This is a genomic window from Streptomyces tuirus (assembly GCF_014701095.1).
Classification (GTDB): Bacteria; Actinomycetota; Actinomycetes; order Streptomycetales; family Streptomycetaceae; genus Streptomyces; species Streptomyces tuirus.
The window spans coordinates 4617850-4638202 of the sequence record NZ_AP023439.1; the positions used below are offsets into that span (position 1 = coordinate 4617850).

A 20353-nucleotide genomic window follows, 5' to 3' on the forward strand; every position below is an offset into this window, starting at 1 on the left:
GGGCTGTCTGTTTCGGCCACCGGCAGCTCGCCGCCCCGGAGTGGTTCCGTCCGTTGGGGCATGATTGCCGCATGGGGACCGAGGGGCACAACAGGCGTGTCATCGCGGGCCGTTACCGGCTCGAGGAGAGACTCGGGCGCGGTGGCATGGGCGTGGTCTGGCGGGCGACGGACCGGCTGCTCGGCCGCAGCGTGGCCGTCAAGGAGCTCCCCTACGACGAGACGCTGTCCGCGGCGCAGGCCCGCCGGCAACGGGACCGTACGCTGCGCGAGGCCCGGGCCCTCGCCCAGCTGAGCCACCCGCACATCATCGTCGTCCACGACGTCGTCGAGGACGACGAACGCCCCTACATCGTCATGGAGTTGATCGAGGGCGGCTCGCTCGCCGACCGGCTCGCCCACCGGGGTCCCGTCGACGCCGCCGAAGCGGCCCGCATCGGCATCGCCCTGCTCGGTGCGCTGGGTGCCGCGCACGCGGCCGGGGTGCTGCACCGCGACCTCAAGCCGGACAACGTGCTGCTGGAGACGGGCACCGACCGGGTCGTCCTCACCGACTTCGGCATCGCCCAGGTCGTGGGCACCCCGACTCTCACCGAGAACGGAACCTTCGTGGGCTCGCCCGAGTACACCGCGCCCGAGCGGATGTCCGGGGCCAGGACCGGGCCAGAGTCCGACCTGTGGTCGCTGGGCGCGCTGCTGTGCGCGGTCCTCAGCGGGGAGTCCCCGTTCCACCGCGACTCGCTGGGCGGCATCTTGCACGCGGTCGTGGTGGGCGACATCCAGCCGCCCGCGCAGGCCGGGCCGCTGCTGCCCGTCGTACGCGGTCTGCTGGAGCGCGACCCGGACCGGCGGCTGGACGGGGACCGGGCGGAACGGATGCTCCGGGCCTTCCGCGACACGGGCTTCACCCCCATGTCGCCGCCCGAGTACGCGCCGACGGTGGGGGACGTGCCGCGCCGAGGGCCGCTGGACCTCGCCGTCCGGCAACCCTCCGCGTCGCCGGTGGACCTGTCCGGTCCGGGCCGGCCGGAGGAACCCTTCCTCCGGCAGCCCACGCGGCGCGTGCTCATCGCGGCGCTGCTGGTCGCGGCGATGGCGGGAGCGGGGGTGTCCGCGGCGGCCCTGCTCGCGGGGGAGGGCGACGGGGACGGCGGCCCCACGCCGACGAGTTCCGCACCGGCGCCGCCGACGCCGCCGATGACGCCGAAGGCGCCGACGGCTCAGACGACCCGGCCGGCCTCCCCGAGCGCGCCCGCGGCCACTCCGTGACGGTGCCCGAGCCTCACTTCGTGACGGTGCCCGAGCCTCACTTTGTGACGGCGCCCGAGTCCGACCCCGTGACGGCGCCCTGCCCCCCCGCACCGCACCGCACGACACCGCGGCAAAGAGGGCGATAAGCCCCCGTCGACGTCACGGGTCGGTGACCGGCTCGCGTCCTTTGTGGATTCGCGGGCGGTTGGCGCGATATGGATGAACCCATGAGCAACAACGGGGGAGCCCGATCCGGGGCCGACGAGCCGACGAGTTTTGTACTGCAACCGCCGAACCAGCAGGCGCCGGTGCCGGGCAATCCCTACGCCGCGCCGGCCGCTTCACCCACCCAGATCGTGCCGCCCCAGGCGGCTCAGGCGGCCCAGTCGGCCCAGACGCCCGAAGACCCCGGTGCGGGACGGCTCATCGCCGGACGCTACCGGCTGCTGGCCAAGCTCGGGCACGGCGGCATGGGCACGGTGTGGCGGGCCAAGGACGAGACGGTGGACCGGGAGGTCGCCGTCAAGGAACCTCGCGTCCCGGAGCATCTTCCCGAACGCGAACGCTCCAACGCCTTCGAGCGAATGCGCCGCGAGGCCCGGGCGGCGGCCCGGCTCGACCACCCGGCGGTCGTCGACGTGCACGACGTCGCGGTCGTGGAGGACCAGCCCTGGATCGTGATGGAGCTGGTGCGGGGCCGCTCACTGGGCGACGCGCTCCAGGAGGGCACCCTGTCCGCACGCGAGGCCGCCCGGATCGGCCTCGAGGTGCTCGGCGCGCTGGAGGCCGCGCACGCGGCGGGCATCCTGCACCGCGACGTGAAACCCGACAACGTGCTGCTCGGCCGGCACGACCGGGTCGTCCTCACGGACTTCGGGATCGCCCAGATCGAGGGCGAGACCAACCTGACCGACACCGGCGGCTTCGTCGGCTCGCCCGAGTACATCGCGCCCGAGCGCGTGCTCGGGCAGCGCCCGGGACCCGCCAGCGACCTGTGGTCCCTGGGAGTGGTGCTCTACGCGGCGACGGAGGGCGTCTCCCCGTTCCGCCGCAGCAACACCCCCGCCACGCTCCAGTCCGTCCTCAACGCCACACCCGCGCCGGCGGCTTCGGCCCAGGGCCCGCTCGCCGAGGCCGTCAACGGCCTGCTGCACAAGGACCCGGCCCGCCGACCGAACGCCGCGCAGGTGCGGGCCCTGCTGGAGGCGGCCGCGAACCCGCCCTCCGCCCAGCCCACGCAGGCCGTGCGGGTCACGGGCCCGGGCGGGGGCGGCCGGGGCGTCCGGCTCGGCAGGAAGGCCTGGATCGGACTGGGTGCCGCGGCTGTCGCGGCGGCGGTGACGGCGTACCTGGTGATCGCGGACCCGTTCGCCGGGCCGCTGCCCGAGGGCTGGGAGGTCAAGCAGGAGAAGGACGTAGCCGCGTCGTTCGCCGTCCCCGCCGAGTACCAGCGGACCGTGCCCGACCGGAAGTCCGACCAGGGCCACTGGGTCACGTACACCGACTGGAGCGGCAGCATCTGGATCGGCCTGACGCTGGAGAAGAAGGCCGAGGACACCGGCGGCAACATCGCGGGCTCCGCGGCCGCCGAGATGTACGACGACGACACCCGGTTCAAGGAGAGCGGCAGCTACGAGCTCGACATGGACGAGGGGCCGAAGAAGTCCGACCCCAAGGTGACCACGTACCGGGACAAGAAGGCCGCCCGGAACACCGTCCCCTTCACAACCGACGACAGTGAGAACCCCCGCCCCCGGGAACTCCAGATCTTCTACTACCGGACCCCGGGCGGCGACATGTACAAGCTCACCGTCAGCTACCCGGGCAAGGGCGACTTCACCGAGCGCGGACGCGAGGTGGCGAGCGCGGCCATCGCGAACCTGGACATCGACAAGACCTGAACCGGTGGTCCAACTGCCCTGAGAACGACCCGCGTCGACAAGGGCCCGCCGCGCGGGGTACTGATGGGGCATGAGCAACGACGGGGGCGGGACGGACGACGCCCGGGGCCGGCTGGTCGGCGGGCGGTACCGGCTGATCGAGCGCATCGGCTCCGGCGGCACCGGCACCGTCTGGCGGGCCCACGACGAACGCGCCCAGTGTGAAGTCGCGGTCAGACAGCCCCGGTTGCCGGGCGGTCCGGACGGCGAGGCCCATCGGCGGGCGGCCCACCGGCTCCACCGCGAGGCCCGGGCCGCGGCCCGTGTCGACCACCCCGCCGCCGTCACCATCCACGACGTGGTCGTCGAGGCCGAGCAGCGGGACGAACGACCCGGCCCCGTGGGCCCCGACGAACTCGACGCGACCGAGACGCTCGACGGGCTGCCGTGGATCGTCATGGAGCTGGTGCCCGGCGAGTCCCTGCGCGAGGCGCTCCGCCGCGGCCCGGTCGACGTGCGCGAAGCCGCCCGGATCGGTCTCGCCGTGCTCGGTGCCCTGCGCGCCGCGCACTCCGTCGGCATCGTGCACCGGGACGTGAAGCCCGCCCATGTGCTGCTCGGCCCGCACGGGCGGGTGGTCGTCACCGACTTCGGCATCGCCCATGTCCAGGGCGAGGGCTCCCGCACGGCGGGCGGGGAGTCGGCCGGGGACTCGCTGGAGTTCGTCGCGCCCGAGCGGGTGTCCGGCCGCATCGCGGGGCCCGCGTCCGACCTGTGGTCGCTGGGTGCCCTGCTGTACACGGCCGTCGAGGGCTCGTCCCCGTTCCTGCGGGTCACGCCGGAGGCCACGCTAGCCGCGGTCCTCGCCGCCGAGCCGCCCGAACCGACGCGGGCCGGCCCCCTCGGGCCGCTGATCGCCCGACTGCTGGGCCCGGACCCCGAACAGCGGCCGGCCGCCGAGGAGGTCGCGAAGGACCTGGAGGCGGCGGCGGGTCCGGTACCGGACCCGACACCGGCACCAGCACCGGCACCGGCACCGGCATTGACACCGACGCCGGCCGTGCGGCCGCAGCCGACCGAACCCATACGCACCCCGGACGACTCGGTATCCGCCGGTCAGCCCGACCCGATACCCGCCACCGCGCCCTCGCAACACCCCGCCCCCGCGCTCGCAGCCCAGGACGGTCCCTCGCCCGCCGCCCAGGACAGCCCCCCGCCCGCCCCGCCCGCCCCTCGCCAGAGCCTCCTCCGCCCCGGCCCCCTCGCCCTCCTTTCCGCGTTGCTCGCCGGGGGCATAGGGGCCGTCACCCAACTCGCGCAGCCCGGCAGCGCGGAGAGCGCCGGGCGGGCCGCCGGCGTGGCCGACGCCTGGGTTCCGCACCACGAGCCGGACATGGCCGCCGTACTCCACCTCCCGCCCCACTACCGCCCGCTCGGCCGGACGGGCAGCGCGACCGACCAGCCCCGCACCGTGCTCTACGCCGACGAACGGACCGGCACGATCCAGGTCCGTCTCCTCTCCTGGGACAGCGCCCCGTCCATCCCGATGGACCAGGCCGGGAAGGCGCACGGCGCCCCAGGGGAAACGCGCTACACCCGCACCACCGTCCAGGGCCGGGAAGCCGCCCTCGCCGACACCACGTACCTCCGGGGCGACACCCCGAGGCGGGTCATGCGGCTGATCGCCCGCACCGGCGACGACCGCATGTACGAACTGCGCGTCGACATGCCCAGGGGCACGCCGGAGGAGGAGGAAGGCACCTCGGTGTTCGAGGGGGCCCGGGCGCGGCTCGGCGGCGCCCCGGGATCGTGAAAGTCCGGATCACCTCAACCGGTCAGCGCACAACGTCCTGATCAGCGTGTTTGTTGCCAGCAGTCACTGGCGTCGTGTGTGCACTCGGTGAAGCCGTATTACCGACGGGTACCCAAAGCCTGCGTCGCGGCATACTCTGCGCCTCATGACGGACGCGCAGGCCGCCGAGAAGACGGCAGAGACCGGCACGGCACAGACCGGCACGAACCCCCTCGCCCCCGCCCCGGAGGGCGCCCGCACCGCCGCGGACGTGGTCACGCCCGAGCTGGTCGCCCAGCTCACCAAGGGCGTCGCCGGCTCCGGCCGGACCGCCAACCACACGCCGTTCACCGGCGAGAAGCTGGCCGACCTCCCCGAGTCGACGCCCGAGGACGTGGCGAAGGCCTTCGAGGCGGCCCGGGCCGCGCAGCGCGTGTGGGCGCAGACCCCCGTACGGCAGCGCGCCGCCGTCCTGCTCCGCTTCCACGACCTGGTGCTGGAGCGTCAGGCCGAGGTGCTCGACCTCATCCAGCTGGAGACCGGCAAGGCCCGGCTGCACGCCCACGAGGAGGTCCAGGCCGTCGCGGTCGCCGCCCGGCACTACGGCCGCAAGGCCCCCGCCTACCTCCGGCCCAAGCGGCACGCCGGCGCCATGCCGACCCTGACGAAGGTCACCGAACTGCGCCACCCGCGCGGTGTCGTCGGCCAGATCGCCCCCTGGAACTACCCCCTGGAGCTGTCGGTCGGCGACGCGCTCCCGGCCTTCGTCGCGGGCAACGCCGTCGTCATGAAGCCGGACACGGAGACCTGCCTGACCGCCCTGTGGGCCCGTGACCTGCTGATCGAGGCCGGCCTGCCCGCCGAGGTCTTCCAGATCGTCCTCGGCGACGGCCCGGTCGTCGGCCCCGAGGTCGTCCGGCACGCCGACTACGTCTCCTTCACCGGCTCCACCCGCACCGGCCGCGAGGTCGCCCAGGGCGCGGCGGCCCGGCTGGTGGGCGTCTCCCTCGAACTCGGCGGCAAGAACGCCATGCTGGTCCTGGAGGACGCCGACCTCGAGAAGGCCGCGGCCGGCGCCGTCCGCGCCTGTTTCTCCTCCGCCGGCCAGCTCTGCATCTCCATCGAGCGGCTCTACGTCCACGAGTCGATCGCGGACGCCTTCCTGGAGCGCTTCGCCGCCCGCACGAAGGCCATGCGCCTCGGCACGTCCCTGGCGTACGGCGCCGACATGGGTTCCCTGGTCGGCGAGCGCCAGCTCGAGACGGTCACGCGGCACGTGGAGGAGGCCGTCGCCAAGGGCGCGAAGGTCGTCGCGGGCGGTGTGGCACGCCCCGACATCGGCCCGTACTTCTTCGAGCCCACGATCCTCGACGGGGTCGTCACGGACATGTCCGTCTGCGGCGAGGAGACCTTCGGCCCGGTCGTGTCGGTCTACCGCTTCACCGACGAGGACGAGGTCATAGAGCGCGCCAACGCCACGGCGTACGGCCTGAACTCCTCGGTCTGGACGAAGAACGGCCGCCGCGGCCAGGAGGTCGCCGCCCGCCTGCGCACCGGCACGGTCAACATCAACGACGGTTACGCCCCCGCCTACGGCAGCGTCCAGTCCCCGATGGGCGGCATGAAGGACTCCGGCCTCGGCCGCCGCCACGGCTCCGAGGGCATCCTCAAGTACACCGAGGCCCAGACGGTCGCCCATCAGCGCGTGCTCCCCATGGCCCCCTCGCTGGGCATGGACGACGAGAAGTACGCCCAGTTCATGAGCAGGAGCCTGCGCCTGATGAAGGCGTTCCGGTTCCGGTAGACGACGCTCGCTCAGCCACTCGAAGGGGAGACGGCACGTGCCACAGGACGCTTACGACTACGACGTCATCGTCGTGGGTTCCGGCTTCGGCGGCTCGGTGACCGCCCTGCGCCTCACTGAAAAGGGATACAAGGTCGGCGTCCTGGAGGCCGGCCGCCGCTTCACCCGCGAGACCCTCCCGAAGAACTCCTGGGACCTCAAGAAGTACCTCTGGGCCCCGAAGCTCGGCATGTACGGCATCCAGCGCATCCATCTGCTGGGCAACGTCATGGTGCTGGCCGGCGCGGGCGTCGGCGGCGGCTCCCTGAACTACGCCAACACCCTCTACGTCCCGCCGAAGCCGTTCTTCGAGGACCCCCAGTGGCGTGACATCACCGACTGGCAGGAGGAGCTGGCGCCGTACTACGACCAGGCCCGGCGCATGCTGGGCGTACGGCTCAACCCGACCATGACCCCCTCCGACGTCCATCTGAAGGCGGCGGCGGAGCGCATGGGCTGCGGCGACTCCTTCCACATGGCCCCGGTCGGCGTCTTCTTCGGCGACGGCGAGGACGCCGACGGCTCGGCGAAGGCCAAGCCGGGCCAGGAGGTGCCCGACCCGTACTTCGGCGGTGCGGGCCCCTCCCGCAAGGCCTGCGCGGAGTGCGGCGAGTGCATGACCGGCTGCCGCCACGGCGCGAAGAACACCCTCAACGAGAACTACCTGTACCTCGCCGAGAAGGCCGGCGCGGTCGTCCACCCCATGACCACGGTCGTGTCGGTCACCGACGACTCCCGTGGTGGCTACGCCGTCGCCACCCAGCCCACCGACGGCCGCGGCAAGAACAAGGGCCGCACCTACACGGCCCAGCGGGTGGTCCTCGCCGCCGGCACCTACGGCACCCAGACCCTGCTGCACCGCATGAAGGCGGGCGGCCTGCTGCCGCACCTCTCGGACAGGCTGGGCGAGCTGACCCGCACCAACTCCGAGGCCCTGGTCGGCGCCCAGACCGACGACCGGCGCTACCGCAAGGCGCACGGCGCGCCCAAGGCCGACTTCACCCGGGGCGTGGCCATCACGTCCTCCATCCACCCCGACGAAAACACCCACATCGAGCCGGTCCGCTACGGCAAGGGCTCCAACTCGATGGGCGGCCTGTCCATCCTTCAGGTGCCGTACGCGGGGACGAACTCGGGCACCTCGCGGGTCCTGGGCTTCCTCGCCAACGCGGTGAAGCACCCGGTGCTGGTGCTGCGCTCCCTGTCGAACCGCCGCTGGTCGGAGCGGACCATCATCGGCCTGGTGATGCAGTCGCTGGACAACTCCCTGACGACCTACGTGAAACCGTCGGGTGTCGGCCGCGGCCTGCTCACCGCCCGCCAGGGCCACGGCGCCCCCAACCCCAAGCAGATCAAGGCCGCCACGGAGGGGGCGTCGGCACTCGCCGCCGAGATCAACGGCTTCGCCGGCTCCAACGTCGGCGAGTTGATGGGCACCCCGCTCACCGCCCACTTCCTGGGCGGCTGTCCGATCGGAGACTCCCGCGAGTCCGGCGTGATCGACCCGTACCACCGCCTCTACGGCCACCCCGGCATCTCGGTCGTCGACGGCGCCGCGGTCTCCGCCAACCTGGGCGTCAACCCGTCCCTCACCATCACGGCCCAGGCCGAGCGGGCGATGTCGTACTGGCCCAACAAGGGAGAGGAGGACCCGCGCCCGCAGCAGGGCACCTACGAGCGTCTCCAGCCCGTCGAGCCCAAGTCCCCGGCGGTCCCGGCGGAGGCGTTCGGCGCGCTGCGGCTGCCGTTCCTCGGAATGCCGGCCGTGCCGCCGAAGCCCAAGGGCTGAGCGAGAGCGGAACACAGAAGAGGGACCTGCGCCCCCCTCCGAGCGCAGGTCCCTCTTCTGTGTGGTGCAACGGCCTGCCGGCCGCTACGGCTTAGGCCTGGACGCCGGCCTTGCGGCGACGGACCACGAAGATCGCACCGGCACCGGCGACGACCGCGGCACCACCGACGAGGCTGATCATCGGCAGGGCAGAACTGGAGCCGGTCTCGGCGAGGTTGCCCTCGACCTCGATCGGCTTGGCCTCGCCCTGAGGCCTGATGTCCTTCGGCGGCTTCTGGCCCGACGGCTTGGAGTCGTCCACGTCGCCCGGCTCCGAGCCCGCCTTGAGGATCTGGAACGGGTAGACGTCGCCGTTCTCGAAGCAGTCGCCGTCGCTCGTGTCGTAGCCACCGGCGGCGATCGCCAGGCTGTCGCCCACGGGCGCGCCGGCGTCGATCTTCACGCGCAGGTCGATGCTGACCTTCTGGCCGGCGTCGAGCGGGAACTCACCGAAGAAGAACCCGTTGTTGAAGCCCGTGTCCGCGAAGTCGTTGGTCCACTTGCCCGTGCTCGGGTTGCGGTACTCGAAGTGCGCGTACTTGTCGAAGAGCTGGTCCTCCTCGGACTCCAGGTCCCCGAGGGAGAACGCGGTGGCCATGACCTGCAGGGACTCGATGTCCGTCGTGCTGGTGTTCTTGACGTTGAACTTGAACGTCTTCCAGCCGCTGCCTGCGACGATCTTCTCCGGGAAGCCGGACAGGCCCACGGAGATGTTCGCCTCCTCGCAGTCCGAGGGTTCCTCGTCGTCACCGTCGGAGGGCTCGCTCGGAGTGACGGAGGCCGACGCCGAAGCGCTGGCGGATGTCGACGCACTGGCCGACGTGGACGCGGTGGCCTCGGGAGCGGACTCGCTCGCGGACACGCTCGGGCTCGGCGTCGTCTCGGCGGGCGTGGACTCGGTCGCGGACGGCGAGGCCGACGTCTCGGGAGCGGACTCGCTCACCGACGTGCTCGGCGTGGGCGTCGTTTCGTCGGTCGCGTACGCGGCCGGTGCCGCGAGCAGTGCCACCGGGGCTATGACCGCCGTAGCGGCCGCTGCTGCCATGGCGCGGCGAAGCTTCATGAAGACCTCGGAGAGTCCGGGCGTACCGCAGGATGCGGTACGAACGTTGGGGGAGGCCTCCGCGTGTGGGGCGCGGGAGTGGCCCTTGATTCAGCAGGTTTGATCCGTGAAACCTGTGAATGGTTGTGCTGGCATTCACGGAATTTTTATGTGGGCTGAGTCACACACAAGACCTTCTTGTGAAGGCGCTCACCACCCGCTTAGATCTTTGCTTCGTGTCTGAAAAGCCGTCCGACGATCAGCCGTCGGCCTCGGAGATCCCCGACGACGTCTGGGAGCAGTTCACCCGTGACACCGAGCGGGACATCCGTTCCTCCGCCCCGAAGGAGCCGTCTGCCCGGGCCCGCATGGTGACCGAGCGCCTGCGTGAGCAGGACGCCCGGGGTGAGGTGCCTCCGGGGTGGCGAACGGGCCCCGCCTGGCAGGAGATGAACGGCCGTGCGACCCGGCGCCGCAAGCTGTGGACCGTCCTCGGCGTGGCGGTCGCCGCCGCCGTCGCGCTGGTGGCCCTGAAGCCGTCGCTGCTGCCCGGCGACCCCTTCGGTACCGGGGAGTCCGGGGCCGCCGAGGCCTCACCGCTGCCCGACGAGACGGCGGCGCCCACCGCAGCACCGGGTGCGTCGGACCCCGAAACCCCCACTCTGGACCGGCCCTTCGCCGGCTCCCCGGCCGAGCGCTGGGCCGACGGCGAGGCCGGCATCGTCCTGCCGGAGGCGAAGGCCGTCGGCGCGGTCTCCGCGGAGCGGGTGGAACAGGCGCTGAAACTGACGAAGAAGCTGCTGGTGGGGGCCAACCTCGACCCGAACACCGTCCGCGGTGCCCGCCCCGGGGCCGCGCTCTCCCTGCTCGACCCCAAGCAGCCCGGGCTCCTCGACGACCTCGGCACCGGACTGCGCTCCCCGAGCAGGAAGCACGACCCGGTGACTCTGTTCAGCCGCTTCGACCCCGGCGAGGTGCGGCCGGCCGGTGACGTGATCAAGACCCGCGGGCGCATGACGTTCAAGAAGGGCACGCAGGGAGGCGTGGCGGTGCGCGCCGACTACACCTTCGTCTACCCGGTCGTCCGGGCGGACGGCCCCACCGAGGTCACCCGCACCATCGTGCGCCGGGTCCTCGACGTCGAAGTCGCCGACCCCGCCCGCTACGAGGTGACCCCCGGCCGCCTGCTCCTGATGAACTACGACCAGGAGATAGGCAACTCCTCCTGCTTCGTCTACGACGGCTATCTGCACCCGGAGTTCCCGTCGAGCAGGTCCGAGGGCCCCGACCCGAGCGGCCCGGCGACGGACCCGTACGACCGGAGCAGGCCCGTCGAGCACAACGACGAGGGCGACTGCGGCACGCTGACCCGCACCTGAGCCGAGTCGTGCGCCCCGCTCGAGCAGAGCGAAGGGCCCTGCGGGGTGGAGCCGCAGGGCCCTTCTTCTCGTTAGCACCGACGTCAGGGCAGCGCCGGTGCCTGGAAGCGGCGCCGGGGGGTAGCGCCGCTGGTCTGTACCTTTGACGATCGGGGCAATGCGGGTGTCCGCGGGGGGACTTGGACTGTGTACGCATCGTGCTGGATGAACGCGGCGCCCGCAACCGTTTGACCCAGACTTGTGCATTTATGCAAGGTCCGCCGGTCGGCCCCGGGCGTCCCCGGAGCCGACCGTTCTCTTGGGTGACCGGGCTGCTGTCCCCTGCCGTCCGGTCACTTCCCTGGAGCGAGGTCCCACGACGCACGGCACGATCCGTGCGTCTCATCGCCCCAGTGAGCCACGCGTGGTTCTCTCGGGTCCGCGCCTGGCTGGCACGGACACCGGGACCAACGAAAGGGTCCCGGGGCGGTCACGCGCCGTACGGGTGAGAAGGATGCGCACGTCTGTCCTGGGAACAGGGACCCGGGCCCGGGCGGGGGCGTCAGATCTTGCCGCGGCACAGCTCCAGCAGGGTCATCGCGAGCGCGGTGCCCGGCTTGCCCAGCGCCTCCCTGTAGTGGCCGAGGACGTCCATCTCGCGGGAGAGGTTCACACGCCGGCCGCCGGAGGCGATCCGCGCCTCCTGGATGACGGCGGACACGGCCACCCGTTCCTGGATCAGGCCGATGATCCGGTCGTCGAGCGCGTCGATCCGCTCGCGCGCGCCGCTGATCACGTCGGCGGCCTCGGGAGTACGGGCGCCGGTCACGTCGATGGTGGTCACAGGGGGCTCCTCTCGGGGTGAGGCTGCCCCGGGGCGGCAGGGCCCGGACGACGACAGGCGCCCCGGGCCTTGTCGGCCCGGGGCGCCTGGGAAGTCGCTTGTCAGTTGCTCAAGCAGCACGACCATGGCGTCCGGCGGGCCGGATGCCATAGGTAAAGACGAACGTCTGGTGCTTGAACATGGGGGCAAGTATGCACCCCCTCCGAGGGCCGTCCAAGCCGGTTCGCATCCTGAGACGGGGTGGTCGTCCGGTGCACGGAAGGAGTCCGGCCGCCCCCCGGTAGAATCGGGTGGCACAAGACCCCCGCCCCACCGCCGGAAGGCACCCCGTGTCATCAGCGACTCCCGCTGCCACCGCCGCCGACACCGTCCTGGTCGTCGACTTCGGCGCGCAGTACGCCCAGCTCATCGCCCGTCGTGTCCGCGAGGCGCGGGTCTACAGCGAGATCGTGCCGAGCACCATGCCGGTCCGGGAGATGCTCGCCAAGAACCCCGCGGCGATCATCCTCTCCGGCGGCCCCTCGTCGGTCTACGCGGAGGGCGCGCCCAGCCTGGACCGCGAGATCTTCGAGGCGGGCGTCCCCGTCTTCGGCATGTGCTACGGCTTCCAGCTGATGGCCAGCGCCCTCGGCGGCACCGTCGACAACACCGGCGCCCGCGAGTACGGCCGCACCGACCTGCACGTCTCCAAGGTGTCCTCCACCCTCTTCGAGGGCACCCCCGCCGAGCAGCCCGTCTGGATGTCGCACGGCGACGCCTGCTCCGCCGCCCCCGAGGGCTTCACCGTCACGGCCTCCACGGACGTCGTGCCGGTCGCCGCCTTCGAGAACGACGAGAAGAAGCTCTACGGCGTCCAGTACCACCCCGAGGTGATGCACTCCACGCACGGGCAGCAGGTGCTGGAGCACTTCCTGTACCGGGGCGCGGGGCTCACGCCGGACTGGACGACCGGCAACGTCATCGAGGAGCAGGTCGCCGCGATCCGCGAGCAGGTCGGTGACCGGCGCGCCATCTGCGGCCTGTCCGGCGGCGTGGACTCCGCTGTCGCCGCGGCCCTCGTCCAGAAGGCCATCGGCTCCCAGCTGACCTGCGTCTACGTCGACCACGGCCTGATGCGCAAGGGCGAGACCGAGCAGGTCGAGAAGGACTTCGTGGCCGCGACCGGCGTGCAGCTGAAGGTCGTGGACGCCGAGGAGCGGTTCCTCAAGGCGCTGGCCGGGGTCTCCGACCCCGAGGAGAAGCGGAAGATCATCGGCCGCGAGTTCATCCGCGTCTTCGAGCAGGCCCAGGCCGAGATCATCGCGGACGAGGGCCCGGCCGTGGAGTTCCTCGTGCAGGGCACGCTCTACCCGGACGTCGTCGAGTCCGGCGGCGGCACCGGCACGGCCAACATCAAGTCCCACCACAACGTGGGCGGCCTGCCCGAGGACCTCGAGTTCCAGCTGATCGAGCCGCTGCGCAAGCTCTTCAAGGACGAGGTCCGCATGGTCGGCCAGGAGCTCGGCCTGCCGGAGGAGATCGTCCAGCGCCAGCCGTTCCCCGGCCCGGGCCTCGGCATCCGGATCGTCGGCGAGGTCACCAAGGAGCGCCTGGACCTGCTGCGCGAGGCCGACGCCATCGCCCGCGAGGAGCTGACGGCGGCCGGCCTCGACCGCGACATCTGGCAGTGCCCGGTGGTGCTGCTCGCCGACGTCCGCAGCGTCGGCGTCCAGGGCGACGGCCGCACCTACGGCCACCCCATCGTCCTGCGCCCCGTCTCGTCCGAGGACGCCATGACGGCCGACTGGTCGCGCCTGCCGTACGAGGTCCTCGCCCGGATCTCCACGCGGATCACCAACGAGGTGAAGGACGTCAACCGTGTCGTCCTCGACGTGACCTCGAAGCCGCCGGGCACCATCGAGTGGGAGTGATCCCACGGCCGGCTCGCGACGCCGGCATGATCCAAGCGACAGGCTCTAAGTGCGCTTGATCGTGCGCAGCGGAGTGCCGGGCGTCCAGATCTGGACGACGAGGTACGTGTCGTCCTCGATGCAGGTCCTCACGACCTCCGTCAGCTCGGTGCGGAAGAGGTGGAACGGCTCCGGCGGTTCCACCTCTTCGACGTATCCGGCCTTGGTCGCCACGTCGTCGACCTCGATCGCCCGGCCGCTGATCCGGACGTCGCCGCCGCCCATGCCCGTGCCCTCCCCCGGGTTCGCCTGGAGCGCGAAGCGCGGGTCGCGGCGCAGGTCGTGGGCCTTGACCGAGTCCGGCATCATGCCGAGCCACAGTTCGCCGTTGAGGAACCGCACCTCCAGGCCGCTGGTGCGGGGCGAACCGTCCTTGCGGAGGGTGGCGAGGACGTGGTGGGTGTAGGCGCCGAAACGCTTCTCGACAAGGCCGGCCAGGTCCGGTTCGGCGGTGACGAAAACCGCCCAGTTCGCAGTCATGGCACGAGTGTCGCGCCGAAACCCGACATCTTCTGTCGGCTATTCGTGGGGTGGGGGAGCCAGGGGGCACACGCGTGGGCACACGGTGCTCAGGGGGGCGCTCGGGTCATCTTCACGATTCGCTTCTGTCCTTCCCGGCCGCACGGACGGTAATTTCCCGCCCGTACGCAGAACCAGCGCTGGAGGACCTATGAGCGGGCCCACCCCGCCCCTGCCGCTGCCCACCGACCGGCTGCGGTTCGCCATGCCGCCGATGCACGAGTCGCTCGAGGACGAGCGCCGGCACCGCAAGGAACGGCTCGCCGGCGCCCTGAGGATCTTCGGCCGGCTCGGCTTCGAGGACGGCGTCTCCGGGCACATCACCGCCCGCGACCCGGAATTCACCGACTGCTTCTGGGTCAACCCGTTCGGGATGCCCTTCCGGCACGTCACCGTCAGCGACCTGGTGCTCGCCAACCAGGACGGCCAGGTCGTCGAGGGCGGCTACCACGTCAACCAGGCGGCCTTCACCGTGCACGCCCAGGTCCATGCCGCCCGGCCCGACGTGGTCGCCGTCGCCCACTGCCACTCGGTGCACGGCCGGGCGCTCGCGGCCCTCGGCGAACTGCTGGAGCCGATCACGCAGGAGAGCTGCGCCTTCTACGAGGACCACGCCCTCTACGACGCGTACACGGGCGTCTCCGTCGACGCGGAGGAGGGGCGGCGCATCGCGGCCGTCCTCGGCTCCCGCAAGGCGCTCGTGCTGCGCAACCACGGGCTGCTGACCGTCGGCGACTCGGTGGACGCGGCGGCCTGGTGGTTCGTGTCGATGGAGCGCTCCTGCCAGGTGCAGCTGACGGCGCAGGCGGCCGGGCGGCCGGTCCGGATCGATCACCGGATGGCCGTGGCGACACGGGAACAGCTGGGCGGCGACCTCGTGGCGTGGATCAACTATCAGCCGATGTGGGAGGACGTCAGCCGGAGTGAGCCGGGCCTGCTGAGCTGACGCGGGGGCCGCTGAGCTGACCCGGGTGAGCTGACGCGGGGGCCGTCGAGCTGACGCGGGGTCCGTCGCCGAGCTGACGCGGGTGAGCTGACGTCGGGTCCGTCGCCGAGCTGGCGCCCGGCCCGCCGAGCCGGCTCAGAAGCCGCGCAGGACCACTGCCTTCGTCCTCGCGAACTCCTCCTCCGTGAGCACCCCGTCGTGGTGGAGCCGGCCCAGCTCGCGCAGCCGGCGCAGGAGCACGTCCTGGTGGTCGGAGGCCGGGGGCGGCACGGGCGAGCGGAAGGGGAGCTCGCCGTTCCCGGAAGCGGCGCGCGTGGACGGGTGCGGCAGCCGGGCCGTGACCGCCGCGGCGACGAGCGCGGCGAGCAGATCCCGGCGGGCGCTGCCCCACAGGTCCAGGGCGTACGGGTCCTTCTCCGGCGGCAGCTTCGAGAACTCCGTCTCACGGGTCACGAAGCGCAGCGAACCGTCCTCGTGGCCCGTGTGCGGCAACCACTCGACCCGCACGAGGTCGCCCATGCTGATGATCCGCGGGCCGGTGGCGCGTTTGACCCGCTCGGAGGTGTCGGCCCAGTCGATCCGCAGCCGCGTGCCGTCGAAGGAGACCGTCCCGTCCGAGGTGCGCACCGAGACCGGAACCGGCGGGCCGGGCAGCAGATAGGCCTTCGCGGGCTCCTTGGCGATCCGGTCGAGCAGCAGCGCGCGGCGGATCTCCTCGGCGACGTACTCGGCGACCCCCGTCCGGTCGGCGTCCACCGTCAGCCGGTAGGGATCGGCCGCGTCCGGCAGCCGCCCGCAGGTCGCCTGGAGCAGGGGGTCGGCGCCCTCACGCAGCCGCAACCGCAGCCGCCCACGCCTGCGTTCGGTCTCCAGCACGATGCCGGAGACCGCCGCGAGCGGCACGGCGATCTCCCCGTACGTCTGCCGGAACAGCGGAACGGAGCGGTGCAGACCGGGTGTGATCCGGACCGTGTCGCCGTCGAAGGCCCAGGTCCCGTCCCGCTGGATGATCTCGGCCATAGAGGGATTCTCCCAGCCGGGTCAACACAGCACGCCGAACTTCACTCGTGTTGACCAGAGGGGGCGGACGGGAACCGGGTGGTGTAGGGCACAATTCGCTGTCGTCGCGGGGGAGTTGTACAGCGGTGTTTCCGGGGTCCGGAAGGCCGGCGGTGGTTGGGTCGCGGGAAGGCGGGCGTCGGGCGTGGCGGTGCGGGAGGCGGGACAGGGCGGCGCGGACGCGGGCGGGTACGCGGGCGCGGGCGGGTACGCGGGCGCGGGCGGGTACGCGGGCGCGCGTACGGGTGCCTATGCCGAGGGGTACTCAGGTCGCTACGCCGGTGGTCACACCGGCGGACGCCAGGGTGGTTCCGGTGACGACCACGCAGGCGGGTGCGCCTGCGGGGACTGCCCGCACGGTGCGCGTGAGGGGCACCGGCGGGCCGTCGCCGCGTTCCTGCGCCGGCGGGACGAGTTCGCGGCAGGGCAGGGGCTGCCGGCCGCCGTGGCCCACTCCGCGTCGGCCTCCCGCCAGTGGGTCTCCGAGGAACTGGCGCAGTCCGCCGAGCACGTCGCCGAACGGGGGCGGGCCGAGGGGCAGGCGTGGCTGACGGGTCTGTGGCGCCGCACCGCGGCCGTGGTCTGGGCCGCCGTGGTGCTGTTGCTGCTCGGGCAGGCCCTCACGGCGGTCGGCGCGGGCTGGACGGCGGCGCGCACGGCCGGGCTGTCCGCGGCGCTGGTGATGGCCCTGTCGCTGACCGCCGCGTCCTGGTACCACCGGGCGAAGGGCGGGGTGCTGGCGCCGGTGATCGGTGAGGACAACCGGCTGTCCACGTCCCGTACGGTCGCCGCGGCGTGGGTGCTCTTCGTGGCCTACTCCGTGCTCGTCCTCGCGGGACGGCTGGCCGCCGCCTCCCGGCAGCGGGAGCGGGACGCGCTGATCTCCGGGCTGGATCTCGCCCGGGGCGCCGGGATCGTGACCGTGCTCGCCGTGCTGTGCGGGATCGCCGTGCTCGTGCGGCGGGTGGTCGGTCTGCGGGTGCTGGGGCAACGGCTGCAGAAGGTGCGCGCCGACCGGCCCCGGGCCGCCGATCTGCTGACCGACGACGCGGGACGGGGCACCTTCGCCGACATCCAGTACGTCGTGATCAGCGGTGTCGCCCTCGTCTTCGCGGCGGTACGGCTGGCCCGGCGGCCGGAGCAGCTGCCGGACCTGCCGTGGGGGCTGGCGGTGGTGGTGCTGGTGTCGGCGGCGACGTATCTGGCCGGCAAGTACGCGGAGGGCGGCCGACCGGTCATCCTCTCCGTGGTCCGGGCCCGGGAGGCGGGCGACCTCGACGGGCCGATCCGCACCGGGGACGACATCGAGATCCGGGGCGCGGGATTCGTGCCGCCGGGGGCGCAGGGGGCCGACCGGCTGGCCCGGATGGTCGTGCGCGTGGGCGCGGTGCACGTCCACGTGCCGCTGGTCCCGGTACCCGGCGGGTTCCGCAACCCGACGGACACCCTGCTGACCGTCCCGGTGCCGGCGGATGTGGAGCCGGGGAGGGTGGAGGTACAGGTGGTCACGGCGGCGGGGGTGGAGACCAACCGGTACGCGATCGACGTGACGGAGTGAGTGGGGGAGTCAGGGAGGGAGGCAGATCTGCGACGCCCCTGACGCCCCCGCACCACCCGGCGGAACCACACAAGCCGCTCGCGCAGGATTGAGCGCGGTCCGTTTGTCGTACGTATCGTCTGTTGAGGGGGTCTCGGCACCGGCGAGAGGCGGCTAGCAGCGATGACTCACAGTATGCGAACGGACACGCACTCCCCGCACTTCGGCGAGGGAGGAGGCTGGCGGGACAACGCCACCCGCTACGCCCTGCTGCCGCTGCGCATCTTCCTGGGCGTCACCTTCATCTACGCCGGCCTGGACAAACTCACCGACAGCGCCTTCATGAAGGACTCCGGTGCCGGCTCGATCGGCGACATGATGCGTGCCGTACGCGACTCCTCCGCCATTCCCGCCCTGGTCGACCTGTCCCTCAAGAGCCCCGTCGGCTTCGGCTACGCCATCGCCTTCGGGGAACTGGCCGTCGGCATCGGGACCCTGCTGGGCCTGTTCGCCCGGCTGGCCGCGCTCGGCGGCGCGCTGATCTCCCTCAGCCTGTGGCTGACCGTGAGCTGGGCCTCCGACCCGTACTACTACGGCAACGACCTCGCCTACCTCATGGCCTGGACCCCCCTGATCCTGGCGGGCGCGCCCGTGCTGTCCCTCGACGCCGCGCTACGGTCCCGGCGACGTCAGCGGAGCGGCGGGTACCGGTAGCGGGCCGGCGGGTACCGGCTGCCGGCCGGTAGCAGCCGGCAGCCGGTAGCGGGCCGCTGACCGTCAGGCCGGGTCTGGGCCCGTACGGCCCCCCTGGCGGCGCCGGCGTGCGCGGCCCGTCAGGAACGCCACCGCGCCGGCGAGGCACAGCCCGCCCGTGACGAGGGGGATCGCCACGAACCACGGGGTCTCCCAGGCGCCGCCCGCGTCACCCGCGTAGAGGACGCCCGTCAGCATGAGGACGCTGCCGGCGAGCAGTTTTCCGGGCTGGATTTCATGACGAAGCACGGGTCACCTCCGCCTGTCCCATGCCGACGTGGAGGTCCAGGTCGATCGTGCCGGACGTCTCGACGCCCTTGGCGGGGGAGAGGGTGATCTCCTTGTGCCGCCCCGGCTGCACGTCCACGTCCTTCGGGTCGTCGCCCGGCAGCTGGAGATCGCCGACCCCCACCTCGACGTCCAGCCGCACCGTCACGCCGTCGGGCACGAGCACTCTGAGCTTGCCCATGCCGACCTCCGCCTGCGTCGTCACCGTCTGCTTCCCGGACACGTCCAGCTTGCTCAGGTCCAGTGTGCCGACACCGGTTCCCAGGTCGTAGCGCGGCCGTACGTCCGCCACCGTGGCGGGCTGCCAGGTGGTGCGCGCCCAGTGGGTGTCGATGTCCTTGGGCAGGGCCGCCGCGCCGGCGAGCAGGCCGGCCGTGAGGATCGCCAGGAAGATCGAGCCGGCGCCGGTCCGGCCCAGGAAGGCGCTGACGGCTATGCCCAGGCCCAGGACGGCGACCGCACAGGCCAGGCCCGTCTGCAGGCTGGTGCCGAGCGGATGCCCGTCCCAGGTGCGGCTCGTGCCCAGGGCTCCCGCGAGCAGGGCCAGCAGGAAGACCCAGCCTCCGATCCAGCGCGGGCCGCGCGGCCGGGGCGGCGCGGGGCGCTGGGTGGGTATGTCCTCGCGGGCGCCGGACCGGGGGGTGCCGGGCCGGGTGCCGAGGCTGATGTTGACGGCCGCGGCGACATCCAGGTCATGGGTGTCGCGAGGGCCCCACAGGTAGCCCGTGCCGCCGATGTGGGTGCCGTCCTTGACGATCGGGTCGCGCCACCAGGAGGGCGTGGTGAGGAGGATCGGCGGCGCCTGGGGCTCCGGCGGGGCGTCGGCCGCGGCCTGCGCGGCCAGGGGGTCGGGGCTGTTGGCGCCGCGCTGGCGCGACCAGTAGCCGGCGCCCGCGAGGAGGAGGGAGAGGACGACGGCGAAGGTCAGCACCCCGCCGTTGTTCAGCATGGTCAGGAACACTCCGCAGCCCACCAGCGCGAACAGCACGGCCGCCAGGGCCTGGCCGTCGACGCGGCCGGTGAGCAGCTTGCGGACCTCGTTCTCCTCCTCGTCGTCGTACGGGACGAAGAGCCAGGCGAAGCCGTAGAAGATGAGGCCGATGCCGCCGGTGGCGGAGAGCACGGCGAGGGTGATGCGGAAGATCGCCGGGTCCATGTCGCACTGCCGCCCGAGTCCTGCGCAGACGCCGGCCAGGGCCTTGTGGCGGCGGTCGCGGCGGAAGGCGTGGGGAGGCCCGGCCGGGACGGCTTCCTCGGCGGCGGCTGTACCGGATGCTCCTCCCTGCTCTCCCGCGTCCGCGCGCCCGGGTGCGGAGCCCGCGGCGGGCGCGGCATCCTCCGGCCCTGCGCCCGCAGCGGGGCGTGGGCCGGAGCCGGGTCCCGGACCCGTCGCGGCGTGCTGGTGATCGGTCATGGGTCCATGGTGACGGGCGCGGCGTCCCGGCGGGAGTCGGAACGACCCTGG

16 protein-coding genes are annotated in these 20353 nt (G+C 72.5%); 10 read left to right on the top strand and 6 right to left on the bottom strand.

The window, feature by feature from the left end; genetic code table 11:
- Nucleotides 1-71: 71 nt before the first annotated feature.
- From IGS69_RS21415 to IGS69_RS21435, 5 genes are all read left to right on the top strand, one after another.
- Nucleotides 72-1268 (top strand): serine/threonine-protein kinase, encoded by a 1197-nt coding sequence (locus tag IGS69_RS21415; RefSeq protein ID WP_190902150.1) that lies wholly within the window; start codon nucleotides 72-74, stop codon nucleotides 1266-1268.
- A gap of 209 nt (nucleotides 1269-1477) precedes the next feature.
- Nucleotides 1478-3151, top strand: a complete 1674-nt coding sequence (locus tag IGS69_RS21420; protein WP_190902151.1) for a serine/threonine-protein kinase — start codon at nucleotides 1478-1480, stop codon at nucleotides 3149-3151.
- A 70-nt stretch (nucleotides 3152-3221) separates the two neighbouring features.
- Complete coding sequence (locus tag IGS69_RS21425; protein WP_190902152.1) at nucleotides 3222-4943, top strand: serine/threonine-protein kinase; 1722 nt, start codon at nucleotides 3222-3224, stop codon at nucleotides 4941-4943.
- 145 nt (nucleotides 4944-5088) lie between these two features.
- A complete protein-coding gene (locus tag IGS69_RS21430; protein ID WP_190902153.1) occupies nucleotides 5089-6726 on the top strand; it encodes a succinic semialdehyde dehydrogenase in 1638 nt (545 codons plus the stop codon).
- A gap of 37 nt (nucleotides 6727-6763) precedes the next feature.
- Nucleotides 6764-8554 (top strand): GMC family oxidoreductase N-terminal domain-containing protein, encoded by a 1791-nt coding sequence (locus IGS69_RS21435; protein ID WP_190902154.1) that lies wholly within the window; start codon nucleotides 6764-6766, stop codon nucleotides 8552-8554.
- A gap of 91 nt (nucleotides 8555-8645) precedes the next feature.
- Here the strand turns inward: IGS69_RS21435 and IGS69_RS21440 are convergent, their stop codons facing one another.
- The gene (locus IGS69_RS21440) at nucleotides 8646-9656 is read right to left on the bottom strand and encodes an LAETG motif-containing sortase-dependent surface protein (protein ID WP_190902155.1); all 1011 of its coding nucleotides are present in this window, start codon (nucleotides 9654-9656) and stop codon (nucleotides 8646-8648) included.
- Nucleotides 9657-9871: 215 nt separating this feature from the next.
- On the opposite strand from IGS69_RS21440, the gene IGS69_RS21445 reads away from it, so the two are divergent.
- Nucleotides 9872-11014 carry a hypothetical protein gene (locus IGS69_RS21445; RefSeq protein WP_190902156.1) on the top strand — a complete coding sequence of 381 codons (1143 nt, stop codon included), beginning with the start codon at nucleotides 9872-9874 and terminating at the stop codon, nucleotides 11012-11014.
- A gap of 541 nt (nucleotides 11015-11555) precedes the next feature.
- On the opposite strand, the gene IGS69_RS21450 is transcribed toward IGS69_RS21445, so the two are convergent.
- Complete coding sequence (locus IGS69_RS21450; RefSeq protein ID WP_190902157.1) at nucleotides 11556-11837, bottom strand: chorismate mutase; 282 nt, start codon at nucleotides 11835-11837, stop codon at nucleotides 11556-11558.
- 329 nt (nucleotides 11838-12166) lie between these two features.
- On the opposite strand from IGS69_RS21450, the gene guaA reads away from it, so the two are divergent.
- Nucleotides 12167-13747, top strand: a complete 1581-nt coding sequence (guaA, locus tag IGS69_RS21455) for a glutamine-hydrolyzing GMP synthase (RefSeq protein ID WP_190902158.1) — start codon at nucleotides 12167-12169, stop codon at nucleotides 13745-13747.
- Nucleotides 13748-13792: 45 nt separating this feature from the next.
- Here the strand turns inward: guaA and IGS69_RS21460 are convergent, their stop codons facing one another.
- A complete protein-coding gene (locus IGS69_RS21460) occupies nucleotides 13793-14266 on the bottom strand; it encodes a pyridoxamine 5'-phosphate oxidase family protein (RefSeq protein ID WP_190902159.1) in 474 nt (157 codons plus the stop codon).
- 190 nt (nucleotides 14267-14456) lie between these two features.
- Here IGS69_RS21460 and IGS69_RS21465 point away from each other — a divergent pair, with 190 nt between their 5' ends.
- Nucleotides 14457-15251 (top strand): class II aldolase/adducin family protein, encoded by a 795-nt coding sequence (locus IGS69_RS21465; RefSeq protein ID WP_190902160.1) that lies wholly within the window; start codon nucleotides 14457-14459, stop codon nucleotides 15249-15251.
- Between the two features lie 135 nt (nucleotides 15252-15386).
- Here the strand turns inward: IGS69_RS21465 and IGS69_RS21470 are convergent, their stop codons facing one another.
- Complete coding sequence (locus tag IGS69_RS21470; protein WP_190902161.1) at nucleotides 15387-16271, bottom strand: DUF4429 domain-containing protein; 885 nt, start codon at nucleotides 16269-16271, stop codon at nucleotides 15387-15389.
- Between the two features lie 184 nt (nucleotides 16272-16455).
- Here IGS69_RS21470 and IGS69_RS21475 point away from each other — a divergent pair, with 184 nt between their 5' ends.
- Together IGS69_RS21475 and IGS69_RS21480 are read left to right on the top strand one after the other, a co-directional pair.
- A complete protein-coding gene (locus IGS69_RS21475; RefSeq protein ID WP_190902162.1) occupies nucleotides 16456-17868 on the top strand; it encodes a hypothetical protein in 1413 nt (470 codons plus the stop codon).
- A 162-nt stretch (nucleotides 17869-18030) separates the two neighbouring features.
- Nucleotides 18031-18561, top strand: coding sequence for a DoxX family protein (locus IGS69_RS21480; protein WP_190902163.1), 531 nt, complete (start codon nucleotides 18031-18033; stop codon nucleotides 18559-18561).
- Nucleotides 18562-18624: 63 nt separating this feature from the next.
- Here IGS69_RS21480 and IGS69_RS21485 read toward each other — a convergent pair whose 3' ends face one another.
- Nucleotides 18625-18849, bottom strand: coding sequence for a hypothetical protein (locus IGS69_RS21485; protein ID WP_190902164.1), 225 nt, complete (start codon nucleotides 18847-18849; stop codon nucleotides 18625-18627).
- On the bottom strand, nucleotides 18836-20302 hold the full coding sequence (locus tag IGS69_RS21490) for a PspC domain-containing protein (RefSeq protein WP_190902165.1): 1467 nt from the start codon (nucleotides 20300-20302) through the stop codon (nucleotides 18836-18838). The genes IGS69_RS21485 and IGS69_RS21490 overlap by 14 nt, the downstream gene beginning before the upstream one ends.
- Between the last annotated feature and the right edge of the window lie 51 nt (nucleotides 20303-20353).